Below are 15,370 nucleotides of genomic sequence, written 5' to 3'. Positions count from 1 at the left end.
TCGGGGGCGCGAGTTCGACGTCCGCGGGGACGTTAGGCGGTGGGTTCCGGCTTACCACAGCGAGGACCGGGGCCGACGTGGGTTCTCGGAGCGGATCCGAGGGCCACTTTCGTCGGGCAGGTGGTGCCGGTGGCGCAGGTGGGACTGCTGAGGCTTCTGGTGTTGCGAACGTGGGACTCGCCAACGTAAACGGGGGACTCGCCCGGTGTGAACGTGGGACTCGCGTGGGGCGGCGCGAGTCCCACGTTCACGCGCGTGAGTTCGACGGTCGCGGGCGACGGCGGCCCCGGCAGGATTACGCTGGGTCACGGAGTTAGCGTTGAGTGATGACGTCTCTTTCAGTTGACACCGAGCGCGCGCGCCTCGACTACGAGGCCCTGGTCGGCCGCGGCCTTTCCCTGGACATCACGCGGGGCAAGCCGTCGCCCCGCCAGCTCGATCTCGCGTCGGAGATGCTGAAGCTGCCCGGTGACGTCCTCAAGTCCGAAGACGGCGCGGACATCCGCAACTACGGCAACCTGCAGGGCCTCATCGAGCTGCGCCGCTTGTTCAGCGGGTTCCTCCAGGTACCGGTCGAGCAGCTGATCGCCGCCGGGAACTCTAGCCTCGAGCTCATGCACGACTCGTTCGTGCAGGCGCTGCTCAGCCCGGTTCCGGGCGCCGAGCGTCGCTGGGCCGACGAGCCCCGCGTCGCGTTCCTCGCGCCGGTGCCCGGGTATGACCGCCACTTCGCGCTGTCCGAGCGCTTCGGCGTCGAGCTGATCCCCGTGCCGATGACCGAAACCGGTCCGGACATGGACGTCGTCGAGCGGCTCGTCGCCGAGGACCCGGCGATCAAGGGCATCTGGTGCGTGCCGAAGTACAGCAACCCCACCGGCGTCTCCTACAGCGACGAGACCACTCGGCGGCTCGCGGCGATGCCCACCGCCGCTCCGGACTTCCGCATCTTCTGGGACAACGCCTACGCCGTGCACCACCTCACCGACGAAGAGGTCGAGATCGCCGACATGCTGGCGCTGGCCGCGGAGAACGGCCACGCGGACCGGGTTCTCGTGTTCGGCTCGACGTCGAAGATCACCATGGCCGGCAGCGGCGTCGGTTTCCTCGGCGCGTCGGAGACCAACGTGCGGTGGTTCCTCGGCCTGCTCGCCAAACGCACGATCGGCCCCGACAAGACCAACCAGCTCCGGCACGTCATGTTCCTCAAGGACGAAGCCGGCGTCCGCGCCCACATGCGCGCCCACCGCGACGTGATCGGCCCGAAGTTCGACGCCGTCGACCGCATCCTCACCGAGGAGCTCGGCGACTCCGGCCTGGTTTCCTGGACGAAGCCCGCCGGCGGGTACTTCATCAGCCTGACCGTGCCCCCGGGCTGCGCCAAGGAGGTCGTCCGGCTGGCCAAGGCCGCGGGCATCGCGCTGACCCCGGCCGGGGCCACCCACCCGTACGGCGACGACCCCGAGGACCGAGTCATCCGGATCGCCCCGACCTTCCCGGTGCTGTCCGAGATCGAGGCCGCCATCCACGGTCTCACCGTCTGTGTGCGACTCGCCGCCGCGAGCCGCTGAGCCTCCTCCGTTCGTGGCCAACCCCGGGCACGAGTGGTTCCGAATGACTGATGTCGGGCGACCGCATGCATCAGACGAGAGGAACCACTCGTGTTCGGAAAGCCTTTTGTACGGGAACTGATCAGCCGAAGTGCCGAGAACGACACAGACCGGCGCCGCTTCCTGAAGAGCGCCAGTCTCGCTGGTCTCGGCGTAGTCGGAGCGGCCACCATCGGCGGCAGCGTTCTCGCGCCGTCGGCCGGGGCAGCGGAGCGCAAGAGCGCGGCCTCGACCGGGGCCGCCGCGGACGCCGGTGCCCCGAGTGACGGGGCGGTCCTGAACTTCGCCCTCAACCTCGAGTATCTCGAGGCCCAGTTCTACTCGCACGCAGTCAACGGCTGCGGCCTCTCGGGCTCCTTGACCACCGGCACCGGGCTCCACGGCGGGGTCACCGGCGGCAAGCGGGTGCCGTTCCGCAGCCGCGGCCTGCGTCAGATCGCCCAGGAGATCGCCGGTGACGAGCTCGCGCACGTCAAGTTCCTGCGGACGGCGCTGGGGAGCGCGGCCGTCGCACAGCCGCAGATCGACATCCAGACCAGCTTCACCGCGGCGGCCAGGGCAGCGGGGCTCATCAACCAGCACCAGACGTTCGACCCCTACGCGAACGAGAACAACTTCCTGCTCGCCGCGTTCATCTTCGAAGACGTCGGTGTGACGGCCTACAAGGGCGCGGCTCCGCTCATCACGAACAAGACGTACCTGGAAGCCGCGGCCGGCATCCTCTCGGTCGAGGCCTACCACGCTGGGATCGTCCGCAGCGCGCTGTTCGAGCGTGAACTGGGCGACGCGTCGGTCAAGATTTCGGCGGCGCGCGACAGCCTCGACGGCCCGAGCGACGACGATCAGGGCGTCGTCAAGGACGGCAAGGCCAACCTCGTGCCGACCGACGCCAACGGCATCACCTACAGCCGCAGCGCCGGCCAGGTGCTCAACGTCGTGTACCTGAACCCGAAGAAGGCGACTTCGGGCGGATTCTTCCCACATGGCGTCAACGGCGACATCAACACCAGCGCCGGCGCCTGACCACCGGCACCTCGCCGCCGACTTGCGCTCGCGAGTCGGCGGCGAGGTGTTGCGGCGCAAAACCCGCCGGGCCGGACGGTGATCTCGATAAGGTCGGAAGATGACTCGGGCTTTGATCATCGGTGGCGGGATCTCGGGGGCGGTGACGGCGATGGCGCTGCGCCGGGCCGGGATCGACTCGGTGATCTACGAGGCGTACCCCACTGGCGCGGCCGACATCGGCGCCTTCCTGACGATCATGCACAACGGTATGGACGCGCTGCGGGCCATCGACGCGCACGACTGCGTGATCCGGCATTCCTTCCCCGCCAACGGAATCGAGCTTGTCACGGGCGAAGGTGAGACGGTCGGTCTGCGGGATTTCGGGTATGACGGCGTCACGAGCCCCCGCACGGTCACGCGCGCGCAGCTTTACGCCGCGCTGCACGACGAATCCGCGCGGCGGGGAATCGGGCTCGAGCACGGAAAGCGGCTTGTCCGTGTCACCCAATCCGGTTCCGGGGTGGTCGCGAAGTTCGAAGACGGCAGCACGGCGTCGGGCGATCTGCTGATCGGCGCCGACGGCGTCCACTCCGCGGTGCGCGGGCTGATCGACCCCGAGTCACCGCGTCCGCGCTACACCGGGCTCAACGTTGTATACGGCTACACCCGGGACACCGGGTTCCCCGCGGCGCCCGAGCGGTACCGGATGATCCAGGGCTCGCGAGCGGCCTTCGGCTACACCACTGATCCCGACGGCCAGACGTACTGGTTCTCGCGGATTTCCTGGCCTGAACGCGATCGCGCCGAACTGGCCGCGATGACGCCGAGCCAGTGGCGCGACCAGACCGCCGACCAGCTGGCGGGCGACCGGACGCCCGCCGCGCAGATCGTGCGCGCGACCGACGACCTCTACGGCGGCCAGGCCTACGACATCCCTTCGACGGAGGTCTGGTCGACGGAGTCGATGGTGTTGGTCGGCGACGCCGCACACGCCGCTTCGCCCGCTTCGGTCCAAGGTGCGTCGATGGCGCTGGAGGACAGTGTTGTGCTCGCCCAGTGCTTGCGCGACCTACCCAAGATCCCGGACGCCTTCGCCGCGTACGAGCGCCTGCGACGGGGGCGCGTCGAACGGATTGTCTCGGCGGGAGCCGGCCAAGGTGGCGAGGGCTACCGCACCTGGCTCTACGACCATCACATCGACTGGGACGCGCCCGTCACGGCGTAGGCGTTACTTCTTGTAGAGCGTGTCGATGGTGTCGGAGTAGTTCTTCGTCACGACGTTGCGCTTGAGCTTCAGGCTTGGGGTGATCTCGCCGCTCTGCTCGGTGAAGTCGTTCGCCAACACGGTGAACTTCTTGATCGCCTCGGCGTGCGAGACGGCCTTGTTCGCCTCGTCGACGGCGGTCTGGACTTCGGCGCGCAGATCCGCGTCCATGGCGAGGTCCGCGACGGTGGCGTCCGCCGGCTTGCCGTGCTGCGACTTCCAGCTCGGGAAGTACTCCTCGTCGATGGTGATCAGCGCCCCGATGAACGGGCGCTGGTCCCCGACGACCATCGCCTGGCTGACCAGCGGGCTCGCCTTGAGCGAGTCCTCCAGGCCCGACGGCGCGACGTTCTTGCCGCCGGCGGTGACGATGATCTCCTTCTTGCGGCCGGTGATCTTCAGGAAGCCCTCGTCGTCGAGCTCCCCGATATCTCCGGTGTGGAACCAGCCGTCAGTCAGCGACTCTTTGGTGGCCGTTTCGTTGTTGAAGTAGGCACCGAACACGACGTCGCCCTTGAGCATGATCTCGCCGTCGTCGGCGATGCGGACCGACGTCCCGGCGACCGGCTTGCCGACGGTGCCGACGCGGAACGCCGCCTTGGTGTTGACGTTCGCCGCCGCCGAGGTTTCGGTCAGGCCATAGCCCTCGAACACCGGCACGCCGATGCCGCGGAAGAAGTGGGCCAGCCGGGCGCCGAGCGGCGCGCCGCCGGACACCGCGGCGATGCAGCGGCCGCCGAGGGCCGCACGGAGCTTGCCGTAGACCAGCTTGTCGAACACTGTGTGCTTGACCGTCAGCGCCAGCCCGGCACCGCCGTGGTCCTGCGCCTCGCTGAAGGCGACGGCCGTGGCCTCGGCGGCGTCGAAGATCTTGCCCTTCCCGGTGCTGTGGGCCGTCTGCTTAGCGGTGTTGTAGACCTTCTCGAACACGCGCGGCACGGCGACGACGAACGTCGGCCGGAACGCGCCGAGGTCGCGGACCAGGTTCTTCACGTCCGCGGTGTGCCCGAGGGTGACCCGGCTGCTGAACGCCGTCACCGCGATCGCCCTGGCCAGGACATGCGCGAGCGGGAGGAAGACGAGCATCGAGTTGCCCTGCTCCATCAGCTCCGGGAACGCCTCGACCGCGCCGCGGATCTCCGAGAGCAGGTTCCGGTGCGTCAGCTCGACGCCCTTCGGCCGCCCGGTCGTGCCGGAGGTGTAAACGATCGTGGCGAGCGCGCTCGAAGCGACGGAACGCCGCCGGGCGTGCAGCTCGTCGTCGGTGACGTCGGCGCCGAGCTTGGTCAGCTCGTCGATCGCCGGCGTGCCGGCGGACTCTCCGGGCTCGATCTGCCAGGTGTGTTCGAGCACGTCGAGCCGGTCGCGGACCTCGTCGACGCTCGCCCGGTGCCCGTCGGTCTCGACGAACACGCCCTTGGCCGCGGAGTCGGACAGGATCCAGTGCACCTGCTCGGCCGATGACGTCTCGTAGATCGGCACGGTGACGCCGCCGACGGCCCAGATCGCGAAGTCGATGAGCGTCCACTCGTAGCGGGTCTTCGACATCAGGCCGATCCGGTCACCCGCCTCGACCCCGGCGCTGACCAGGCCTTTGGCCATCGCGAGTACCTGGTCGGCGAAGTCCTTCGCCGTCACGTCGAGCCAGCTGCCGTCGACCTGGCGCCGGAAGCTGACGACGTCGGAGAAGCGCTCGGCATTAGCCCACACGACGTCGGCGAGGTTCTCCTTGTCGGAGACCGGACGAGTGGCGGGAGCGCTGTATTCGCGCACGTGGACCTCCGAGTTCAGCGCGGGAAAGTGTGTTACCCGCCAGTCAACTTAGCTTGCCATCCACTGTATGACCATGCTGATCGCCGGTTGGTGGGGCGGGCATGACATTCTGCTCGCCGTGCCCGCTTCGAACGCCGAGCCCTCCGCGCTGGACATAGTCGACGAGACCTTCATCGCGGTACCGCCAGGCACGATCGCCGCGGTCTACGCCGACCCTCGCTCGTGGCCGAAATACTGGCCCGACCTGGTCCTCGAGGTCTACACCGACCGCGGCGAGAAGGGCCTGCGCTGGACAGTTCGCGGCGCACTGGTGGGCACCATGGAGGTCTGGCTGGAGCCGATGCTCGACGGCACGATCCTGCACTACTTCCTGCGGGCGGCGCCGGCCGATTCGACCGGCACCCCGGTCGCGCTCTCTCCGCGCGAGCTGCGGCACGAGTTCGACCGTCGGGCGCGGGCGGCCAAGGCCGTGGCGCTCGGGCTCAAGGAAATCCTCGAAGACGGCCGCGAACCGGGTATCCCGCCGCGGCCCGCGGAATAGGGGCCGGGTCTTGCGAGTACATGTCGTCTCCGACGTACACGGGAACGCCGAAGCGCTCGCCCATGCCGGCGAAGGCGCCGACGCGCTGGTCGTGCTCGGTGACCTGCTCGATTTCGTCGACTACCGCCAGCACGACCGCGGCATCATGGGCACCTTGTTCGGCGCGGAGCGGGTCGGGGTGTTCGCGAAGCTGCGCCGCGAGGGCACCCGGGAGGAGACCATCGCCTTCTCCCGGTCCCTCTGGGCCAGCCTGGAAGACCCCGGCGCCGCCGTCGACGAAGCGATCCGCGACCAGTACACGACGCTGTTCTCCGTACTGAGCACCCCGACGTTCGCCATCCCCGGCAATGTCGACGCCCCCGCGCTGTGGCCGGGGTTCGCCCGTGACGGCGTCCGGATCGTTGACGGCGAGACGGTCGACATCGGCGGCCTCAAGTTCGGCTTCGTCGGCGGCGCGCTGCTGCCCGAGGGCGTGGTCCCGCGCCGCAACGGCGTCTGGCGGCCCTATCTGCGGACCTCCGCCGAGTTCAACGAGGCCGTGAGCGGTCTCAAGGCGCCGGACGTCCTGTGCAGCCACATCCCGCCCGCGGTGCCCGACCTGACCTACGACGTGGTGGCCCGCCGGTCCGAAATCGGCTCGCCGGCGCTGCTGGAGACGATCACCGCCGCGCAGCCGAGGTGGTCGGTGTTCGGGCACGTACACCAGCCGTTATCCCGCCGTCGCCGGATCGGCCGCACCGAGTGTCGTAACGTGGGTCACTTCAAGGAGACGGGGCAGCCCTACGTGCTGCGCTGGTGAGCACCGCCTCCGGCTACCCTTCCCTCCATGGCCGAGCAGTCCACGCAGTCCATCGAGGTCGACGCGTCGCCGGAGCGGGTCATGGCGGTGATCGCCGACTTCCCTTCCTACCCGGAGTGGGCGAAAGCCGTCCGTGAGACCGAGGTACTGGCCGAGAACGACGACGGCCGCGCCAAGCAGGTCCGGCTGACCCTCGACGCCGGTCCGATCAAGGACGTCTACACCCTGGAGTACGACTGGGATGCCGACGGCCACGGCGTCAGCTGGCACCTGGTCAAGGGGCAGATGCAGAAGGCGCAGAACGGCCGCTACCAGCTCGAAACGGTCTCGAGCGGTACCAAGGTCACCTACACCTTGTCCGTCGAGCTCGCCCTGCCGATGATCGGGCTCCTGCGCCGCAAGGCGGAGAAGATGGTCATGGACACCGCGCTGAAGGAGCTCAAGCGCCGGGTCGAGAGCGCCTGAGCCATGCGTATCCTGCTGTTCACCGGCAAAGGGGGCGTCGGCAAGACGACGCTCGCCGCGGCCACCGCCGTCGCGGTGGCCGGTCGCGGCAGGAAGACGCTCGTCGTGTCCACCGACCCGGCGCACTCGCTGGGCGACGCGTTCGGCCTGCTGCTGACTGGTGAGCCCACCGAGGTCGATACCTGCCTGCACGCGGTCCAGGTGGATTCGCGTTCGCTCGTCGACAGCGTCTGGCAGGACCTGCGCGGGCAGCTGCGTTCGGCGTTCGCCGGTGCCGGCATCGACTCGCTCGACGCCGAAGAACTGACCGTGCTCCCCGGGGTCGACGAGGTGCTCGCGCTCACCGAGGTCCAGCGGCTTGCCGAGAACGGCCCGTGGGACACCGTGGTCGTCGACTGCGGGCCGACGGCCGAGACCTTGCGCCTGCTCGCGCTGCCCGAGGCACTGTCGGGGTATCTGGGCAAGCTGTTCGGCCGTGGTCGTCGCTGGGGCGGCGTGTCCGACTCGGTGCGGCGCCTCGGTGCCCACCTGGAATCCCTGCGCGTCCTGCTGACCGATCCCACCATCACCACCGTGCGGCTGGTGCTGACCCCGGAACGGGTGGTCGTCGCCGAAGCCCGCCGGACGCTGAGCTCGCTGGCGCTGCGGGGGATCAAGGTCGACGGCCTGATCGCGAACCGGCTGATGCCCGCGCCGGGGATCTGGCGCGGCTCGGCCGCGGCCTGGCTCCGCGCCCGCCGCAACCAGCAGAACGAAGTGCTCGCCGAGCTCGCGGCCGCCGGGCTCGGGCCCGATGTCGTCCGTCCGGTCGAGCACCGCGCGGTCGAGCCGGTCGGCCTCGCCGCGCTGCTCGAGATCGCGGACGAGCTTTATGGCGGGGCAAACCCCCTGGTGGGCCGCGGCAAGGGCGTCACGCCGCTGCTCGAGGTGTCCGAGGTCGACGGCGGCTACCGGCTGCGGGTCGCGCTGCCGCTCGGCCGCGACACTCCGTTGGACCTCGCGAGGGTCGACGACGACTTGGCGATCACGGTCGACGGCTTCCGTCGGCTGATCGCGCTCCCGGCGCTCCTGCGGTCCTGCCACATCACCGGCGCGGAATCCGACGCCGAGGGCCTGCTCGTGTCGTTGGCGCCTGATGGAGGTCTCCGATGACCGCACAGGGCACCCCAGGCGAACAAGAAGAGCCGCGGGCCGGCTACGACGGCGCGAGCCTGACCGAAGAGATCCGGCTGCTCGTCGAGATGGTCGTCGAGCGAGCCGCCCCGTGGCTCGAAGGGGTGGTTTCCGCCGGACACGGTCCCGACGCCCGCGCGGTGCCCGTGCCGGGAGAAACCGGCGAGCGGGCGTGCGGCTGGTGCCCGCTCTGCGCGCTGGTCGCGGTGGCCAAGGGCGAACCCCCGGAGTTCGTGGCGAGGCTGCTGGAGCAGGCGGCGCAGCTGATCGCGCTGCTGCGCGCCGTGCTCGCGGACCGCTGGGAGCCCGAAGAAGGTGTGCACATGCCCGGTTTCCATCCGGCGCCGAGGTCAGGAGCACGCCAGGATGAACCGACGCCCACTCGGGCGTCGTCGGTACGAGTGCAGCACATCGCCGTGCGCAAGCGCGCCGAGTGGCAGCCCGATCAGGAGAATTGAGTGCTCGCGATAGGTGTGGACGTCGGCGGAACCAGCGTGCGCGCCGGCGTGGTCGACGAGCAGGGCACGCTGCTGGACACGGCCAGGGTCGGTACGCCGAGCGGCGAAGCGGCGCTGGAAGACGCCATCGCCGGGGTGATCGAGGACCTGCGCAACCGGCACGAGGCCGCCGCCGTGGGCCTCGCCGTGGCCGGTTTCGTGGCGACGGACCGCCGTTCGGTGATGTTCGCGCCGCATCTGCCCTGGCGGGCGGCGCCGGTCGCGGACCGCATCGCCAAGCGTGTCGGCCTTCCGGTGACCCTGGAGCACGACGCCAACGCCGCAGCCGTCGGCGAACACCGCTTCGGTGCCGCGCGTGGTGCGGGGGTCGCCGTGCTGGTCGCCGTCGGCACCGGGATCGGCGCCGGGCTGCTGCTCGACGGCACGATCTACCGGGGTGCGCACGGGGTCGCTCCCGAACTCGGCCATCTGACCGTGGTTCCCGGTGGCCGGGCCTGCCCGTGTGGCAAGTACGGCTGCTGGGAGCGCTACTGCAGCGGGACCGCCCTGGCCGCGACGGCCGTCGAAATGCTCGCCCGCCACCCCGGCCGCTCGACCGTCCTGCGGCGCGAGACCCACGGCGACCCCGGATCGGTCACCGGCCGGCGCGTCGCCGGAGCGGCGCGCGACGGCGACCCGGTCGCGCTGCGCGCGATGGGCGAGTTGGCGAAATGGCTCGGCGAAGGGCTCGCGCTGGTGGCCGACGTCTTCGATCCCGAGGTCATCGTGATTGCCGGTGGCGTGTCCGAGTCGGCGCCGCTGTTCCTCGACGAGGCACGCGAGCACTACACCGGCATGATCACCGGAGCCGGCCACCGGCCACTGGCCCGGATCCGTACCGCACAGCTCGGTGTCGACGCGGCGATCGTCGGCGCGGCCGCGGTGGCGATGGAAGAGGCGGCGGCCGAGACGCAGGTCGGCGTCATCGGCTGAGACGTTCCCGGGGGAGGCGCTTTCCTGGGTAGGGTCGGAGGCATGGTGCTCGACAACGGCAATGTGTTCGTCCGTTGCGAGCTCGGGCATCGCCACTGGGGCCGCTACGGCGCGGCCGGGCTGCTGCTCAGCGATCCCGGCCGGGGGATCCTGCTCCAACGCCGGTCCTGGTGGGTCCATCACGGCGGCACGTGGTCGTTGCCGGGTGGTGCGGTCGAAACAGGGGAAACCGCTCGGCAGGCGGCGACCAGAGAAGCGTTCGAAGAGGCCGCCGTCGCTCCCGAACTGGTTCGGCCGATCGCGGAATCCGTTGTGGACCACGGGAACTGGCGGTACACCACCGTGCTCGCGTCGACCACGCATCCGGTGGAGGCGAAGGTGGCCAACGCGGAGAGCGCGGAACTCCGGTGGGTGCCGCTGGACGACGTCGCGGGGTATCGGCTGCACAACGACTTCGCCGCGGCTTGGCCCGCGCTGCGTGTCCAGGCCGGTCGTGAGCTGGTCCTCGTCGTCGACGGCGCGAACGTCGTCGGATCGCGGCCGGACGGCTGGTGGCGTGACCGGGCCGGGGCCGCCGCGCGGCTTCGGGACAGGCTCGCCGGGCTCGCGCTGTCCGGTGTCCGCGGCGGCGACCAGTCGATTCCGGGCGGCGCCGACTGGGTATGGTGGCCGAAGATCGTGCTCGTGGTCGAGGGGCAGGCACGCGGTACGGACTCCGTCGACGGGGTGGAAGTCGTCGCCGCCGAGGCGGACGGCGATTCCGCGATCGTCGAGGTGGTCAAGGCAGCCGGCGTGCGGCAGCCGGGGGACCACATCGTGGTCGTGACGGCGGATCGGGAGCTGCGGGGCAGGGTCGCCGCCGAGGGTGCGGCCACGCTCGGGCCGGGCGCCCTGCTGGCCATGCTTGACGCTGGGGCTGTCGGAGACTCCGGAACTGTTGGCGGGTAACGAACAACCCTTGACGCCGGGGTGACGTAGCCCTACTGTCCTGGTATTAGTTCACAAGCTGAACTAAAGATCGAGCAGCCGAGAGCAACGAAGCTCCAGGAGAACCCCATGCCTCGACGCATCCCAGCCTCCCGCGCGCGGATTCTCCTTCTCACCACTGCCCTCGTGGCTGGTGTGTGCGCTGCCTCGGTCTCGTCGGCGACCGCCGCGACCGGCACCACCGCGTGGCAGAACGGCCAGTTCGCCGTCGACACCGCCGGCGTGGTGCGGCGGTCGGACATCGTGCTCGGCCGCGCGAACGCCGATCCCACGCAGTCCCTGCCGCTGGGCAACGGCACCCTCGGTGCCGCGGTGTGGGCGGCGAACGGGTTCACCGCGCAGCTCAACCGCACCGACACCTTCCCCGACCGCAAGTCGCCCGGCCAGGTGGTCATCCCCGGTCTCGCGAAGCTGACCGCAGCCGCGGACTTCGCCGGCTACCTCGACCCGTACGACGGAACGTTGCGCGAGTCCGGCGGCGGCATGTCGCTCACGGCGTACCTCCGCGCCGACACCGACCAGCTGGTCGTCGACGTGACGGGAGCGGACCCGAACAGCACCCAGACCGCGCAGGTCAAGCTGTGGAGTGGCCGGTCGCCGTCGGCATCGGCCGCCAACGGCGTCGCGACGTTGGCCGAGACGTGGGCCGATAACACGGCGACGGGTGGGTCGGGCCAGACGTTCGGCTCGCTCGCGGGAGTGACCGCGGGCGGACGCGGGGTCGTCGCGTCGAACCCGGACGGCCTGACCGGGCAGGTATCGTTCCAGCCCAACACCGACGGTTCGTTCCGGGTCATGGCCGTGGCGCCGACCTGGACCGGCGGTGACGCGCTCGCCAAGGCCACCGCGACGATCAACGGCGACGTCACCAAGCCGGCATCCGCCATCTCGGCGGCACATTTGGCTTGGTGGCACAACTACTGGGCAGGCGCGGGGCTGATCAAGATCACCTCGGCCGACGGCAGCGGCGACTACGTCGAAAACCTGCGCACGCTGTACCTCTACGACTCCGCTGCCCAGAGTCGCGGCGCCCTGCCCGGTTCGCAGGCCGGGGTCGCCGACCTCTTCACGTTCTCGCAGGACCACCAGGACTGGTATCCGGCGGGCTACTGGTTCTGGAACCTGCGGATGCAGGTCCAGGCGAACCAGAACGCCGGGGTGCCGGCGCTGAACGACCCGGTTTTCCGGTTGTACGAAGGCAATACCGGCAACATCGGGAGCTGGACCTCCGCGCACATGCCGGGCAAGCAGGGACTCTGCGTTCCGGAAACCATGCGCTTCAACGGAAACGGCTACTACGCCGGCGGTGACGCGGCCTCGAACGCCTCCTGCGACTCGACCATCTCGCCGTCGTACAACTCGCTGACCATCACCAGCGGCGCCGAGATCGCGGCGTGGATCTGGCAGGAATATCTGAACACGGACAACGTGTCCGCCCTCCGCGACGGCTACTCACTGATGAGCGGTGCCGCACGATTCTTGCTGTCCGCGGGAACCTCCGGGTCCGACGGGCTCCTGCACACGAAGTCCAACGCGCACGAGACGCAGTGGGATGTCACCGACCCGGTGACCGACATCGTCGCGCGGCAGGCGCTGTTCCCGATCGTCGTCAAGGCCGCGCAGACCCTCGGCGTCGACCCGGACCTCGTTTCGCAGCTCAATGCCGCGATTCCGAAGATCCCGCCGCTGCCCCGCACGGACATCGCCACGAAGTCGCAGCTGCTGACCGCGGCGGACGACGCGGCAGGCAAGGACATGTTCGGCCTCTCCACGCAGCCGACCGCGACTTTGCACAACAGTGAGAACCTCGACCTCGAGGCCGTCTGGCCGTACGGGCTCATCGGCGACACCGGGCCGCTGAGCGATCTGGCCAAGCGGACCTACCAGTCCCGCCGGTTCGTCAACTCCGCCGACTGGTCGATGGATTCCCTACAGGCAGCACGGCTCGGCCTCGCGAGCGACGTCAAAGCGGCCATGCTCGCGTCGATCCAGAAGTACCAGGCCTACCCGTCCGGCTTGGCCAGTTTCACCGGCGCACCCGCCTCGCAGCCCTACATCGAACAATCCGGTGTCCTCGCCGGTGCGGTGAGTGAGGCGCTCGTGCAGGACTACGACGGCCTGGTTCGGGTCGCGCCGGCGTGGCCGTCGGACTGGAGTGGCGAGGGAACCGTGCCCATCCAGCACAACTCGAAGGTCCACGTCCAGGTGACCGGCGGAGTTCCGGTGACCGTCGCGATCGAGTCCGGGTCCGCCACACCGATCACCGTCCGCACCCCGTGGCCTGGCGAGAACGTGACTGTCGTCGACGGGAAGACCGGGGCGACTGTGCTTGCGGCACAAGCGAACGCGACCTTCACCATCCCGGCCAAGGCAGGCGCTTCGTACCTCGTGTTGCGCACGTCCTCGCCGTCGAACGCGCTGCCCTTCGCGGCCGTCGGTGGCACCCCGGCCACGGCCGCCAGGCATCTGGGGAGCGCGTCGATCGGACTGGACAAGCAGACCTCGACCTCCTCGGCGATCAGCCTTCGTTCGCACGCCAACGGCCGTTACGTCACCGCGGGCGCGTCGCCATTGATCGCGGACCAAACCAGCATCGGCACCGCGCAGCAGTTCGACGAGGTCGACGCCGGCAACGGTGCGATCGCCCTGCGCGCGCATGCCAACAACCAGTTCGTGACGGCGGAGAACGCGGGCGCGGCATCGCTGATCGCCAACCGGACGTCGGTCGGCCCATGGGAGCAGTTCCGGCTGGTCACCAACGGCGACGGCAGCGTGAGCCTGAAAGCCTTGGTGAACAACAACTTCGTCACCGCCGAGAACGCCGGCGCGGCTCCGCTCATCGCGAACCGGACCGCCATCGGCCCCTGGGAGGAATTCGACCTCGTTACCGGCTGAAGGAGCTGACCATGGTTTGGCGAAGTCTTTTCCTCTGCGGTGCGGTGTTCGCGTCGGTGCTGGTCGCCGCGGGCGCGGCTCAGGCGGATACGCCATGGACGGGTACTTGGGCGGCGGCGCCCCAGGGCGGCGGGGGACCGTTCGACCAGCAGACCCTCCGCGAGATCGTGCACACCAGCGTCGGGGGCTCCGCGGCCAGGATCACGCTGTCCAACGCCTTCGGCGGTCAGCCACTGGACCTTCAGGACGTGCACATCGCGCGCCGGACCTCGGGCTCCGCGATCGACACCGGTACGGACCGCGCGGTGACCTTCTCCGGAGGGGGTTCGGTGAGCATTCCGGCCGGTGGGACGGCGACCAGCGATCCGGTGGACTTCGCCGCGCCCGCGGGTTCGGACGTCGCTGTCAGCGTCTACACGCCCGATGAGACCGGCCCGACGACCTATCACCAGTTCGGGAACCAGACCAACTACGTCGCGTCAGGCGACAGCAGCGGCAGCGCTGATCTGGTGAACGCGCGGACCGACGGTTCGTCCTACTTCCTCGCCGGGCTCGACGTCCAGAATCCCGTCGCCGAGGGCGCCGTCGTGGCACTGGGCGCGTCGCTGACGGACGGCGTCGGGTCGTCACCGGACGCGAACCGGCGCTGGCCGGATGATTTGACCGCCCGCCTGGCGTCGGAGGGGCGCACGGTCGGCGTGCTCAACGAGGGCATCAGCGGGAACCGGCTGCTAGTGGACGGCGCCGGTCAGAGTGCGCTGAACCGCTTCGACCGTGATGTCCTTTCGCAAGCGGGCGTGCGTTGGGTGATCTTCTCTGACGACCCGATCAACGACCTGGGCTCGACCTCACCCCCGCCGACGGCGGACCAGCTGATCGCGGCAGCCGGGCACCTCATCACCCGCGCTCACCAGGCCGGCGTCAAGTTCCTCTGTTCGACCCTGACCCCGTACCAGGGCGCCGGATACTGGACGCAGCAAGGAGAAACGCAGCGGGAGGTATACAACGCATTCGTGCGCGGGCCGGGCAGCGGCTGCGACGGCGTGGTCGACCAGGACACCGCCACCCACGATCCTGCCGACCCCACCCGCTTCCTGCCCGCTTACGACAGCGGTGATCACCTGCATCCGAACACCGAGGGGCTCCAGGCGATCGCGAACGCCGTCGACCTTCCCTGAAACCGAAAGAAGGGCCTTCCCCGCGCGGGGAAGGCCCTTCTTGCATGCCATGGTGGTGATGACACGCCATCGCCTGGCAGCCTCAATAGGGGCTACCGCCGCTACAAATGGGGCTCTTCGGTCGTATTGAACCGCCCCGGGTTTGGCGGGGACTCCATCGTGTGAGTGAGGATGGAGTTATGGCCAAGTCTTCGAGGCACCCTCGTGAGCTGCGTGAGCGCGCGGTTGCGTTGGTGTTTGAGCAGGTAGAGCA

13 protein-coding genes are annotated in these 15,370 nt (G+C 69.5%); 12 read left to right on the top strand and 1 reads right to left on the bottom strand.

Going from position 1 to position 15,370, the window contains the following annotated elements:
- Nucleotides 1-326 precede the first annotated feature (326 nt).
- From JWQ81_RS07330 to JWQ81_RS07320, 3 genes are all read left to right on the top strand, one after another.
- Nucleotides 327-1,568, top strand: a complete 1,242-nt coding sequence (locus JWQ81_RS07330; RefSeq protein ID WP_297538902.1) for an aminotransferase class I/II-fold pyridoxal phosphate-dependent enzyme — start codon at nt 327-329, stop codon at nt 1,566-1,568.
- 90 nt (nt 1,569-1,658) lie between these two features.
- Nucleotides 1,659-2,630 carry a ferritin-like domain-containing protein gene (locus tag JWQ81_RS07325; protein ID WP_297538900.1) on the top strand — a complete coding sequence of 324 codons (972 nt, stop codon included), beginning with the start codon at nt 1,659-1,661 and terminating at the stop codon, nt 2,628-2,630.
- A 100-nt stretch (nt 2,631-2,730) separates the two neighbouring features.
- A complete protein-coding gene (locus JWQ81_RS07320) occupies nt 2,731-3,837 on the top strand; it encodes an FAD-dependent monooxygenase (RefSeq protein ID WP_297538898.1) in 1,107 nt (368 codons plus the stop codon).
- A 3-nt stretch (nt 3,838-3,840) separates the two neighbouring features.
- On the opposite strand, the gene JWQ81_RS07315 is transcribed toward JWQ81_RS07320, so the two are convergent.
- Entirely contained in the window at nt 3,841-5,649 is a 1,809-nt protein-coding gene (locus JWQ81_RS07315) for a long-chain fatty acid--CoA ligase (RefSeq protein ID WP_297538896.1), read from the bottom strand.
- A 73-nt stretch (nt 5,650-5,722) separates the two neighbouring features.
- On the opposite strand from JWQ81_RS07315, the gene JWQ81_RS07310 reads away from it, so the two are divergent.
- From JWQ81_RS07310 to JWQ81_RS07270, 9 genes are all read left to right on the top strand, one after another.
- The gene (locus tag JWQ81_RS07310; RefSeq protein ID WP_297539103.1) at nt 5,723-6,190 is read left to right on the top strand and encodes a polyketide cyclase / dehydrase and lipid transport; all 468 of its coding nucleotides are present in this window, start codon (nt 5,723-5,725) and stop codon (nt 6,188-6,190) included.
- A 10-nt stretch (nt 6,191-6,200) separates the two neighbouring features.
- The gene (locus JWQ81_RS07305) at nt 6,201-6,989 is read left to right on the top strand and encodes a metallophosphoesterase (protein ID WP_297538894.1); all 789 of its coding nucleotides are present in this window, start codon (nt 6,201-6,203) and stop codon (nt 6,987-6,989) included.
- A 27-nt stretch (nt 6,990-7,016) separates the two neighbouring features.
- A complete protein-coding gene (locus JWQ81_RS07300; RefSeq protein WP_297538892.1) occupies nt 7,017-7,454 on the top strand; it encodes an SRPBCC family protein in 438 nt (145 codons plus the stop codon).
- Nucleotides 7,455-7,457: 3 nt separating this feature from the next.
- Nucleotides 7,458-8,606, top strand: coding sequence for an ArsA family ATPase (locus tag JWQ81_RS07295; RefSeq protein ID WP_297538890.1), 1,149 nt, complete (start codon nt 7,458-7,460; stop codon nt 8,604-8,606).
- Complete coding sequence (locus JWQ81_RS07290) at nt 8,603-9,085, top strand: hypothetical protein (protein WP_297538887.1); 483 nt, start codon at nt 8,603-8,605, stop codon at nt 9,083-9,085. Before JWQ81_RS07295 ends, JWQ81_RS07290 begins: the two co-directional genes overlap by 4 nt.
- 15 nt (nt 9,086-9,100) lie before the next feature.
- Entirely contained in the window at nt 9,101-10,057 is a 957-nt protein-coding gene (locus JWQ81_RS07285; protein ID WP_297539101.1) for an ROK family protein, read from the top strand.
- Between the two features lie 42 nt (nt 10,058-10,099).
- The gene (locus JWQ81_RS07280; RefSeq protein ID WP_297538885.1) at nt 10,100-11,005 is read left to right on the top strand and encodes an NUDIX domain-containing protein; all 906 of its coding nucleotides are present in this window, start codon (nt 10,100-10,102) and stop codon (nt 11,003-11,005) included.
- A gap of 108 nt (nt 11,006-11,113) precedes the next feature.
- Nucleotides 11,114-13,939 (top strand): hypothetical protein, encoded by a 2,826-nt coding sequence (locus JWQ81_RS07275; protein WP_297538883.1) that lies wholly within the window; start codon nt 11,114-11,116, stop codon nt 13,937-13,939.
- Nucleotides 13,940-13,950: 11 nt separating this feature from the next.
- Nucleotides 13,951-15,117, top strand: a complete 1,167-nt coding sequence (locus JWQ81_RS07270) for an SGNH/GDSL hydrolase family protein (RefSeq protein ID WP_297538881.1) — start codon at nt 13,951-13,953, stop codon at nt 15,115-15,117.
- The last annotated feature ends 253 nt before the right edge of the window (nt 15,118-15,370 follow it).

Source organism: Amycolatopsis sp. (assembly GCF_025464955.1).
Classification (GTDB): Bacteria; Actinomycetota; Actinomycetes; order Mycobacteriales; family Pseudonocardiaceae; genus Amycolatopsis.
This window is presented reverse-complemented; position numbering and strand designations above follow the sequence as displayed.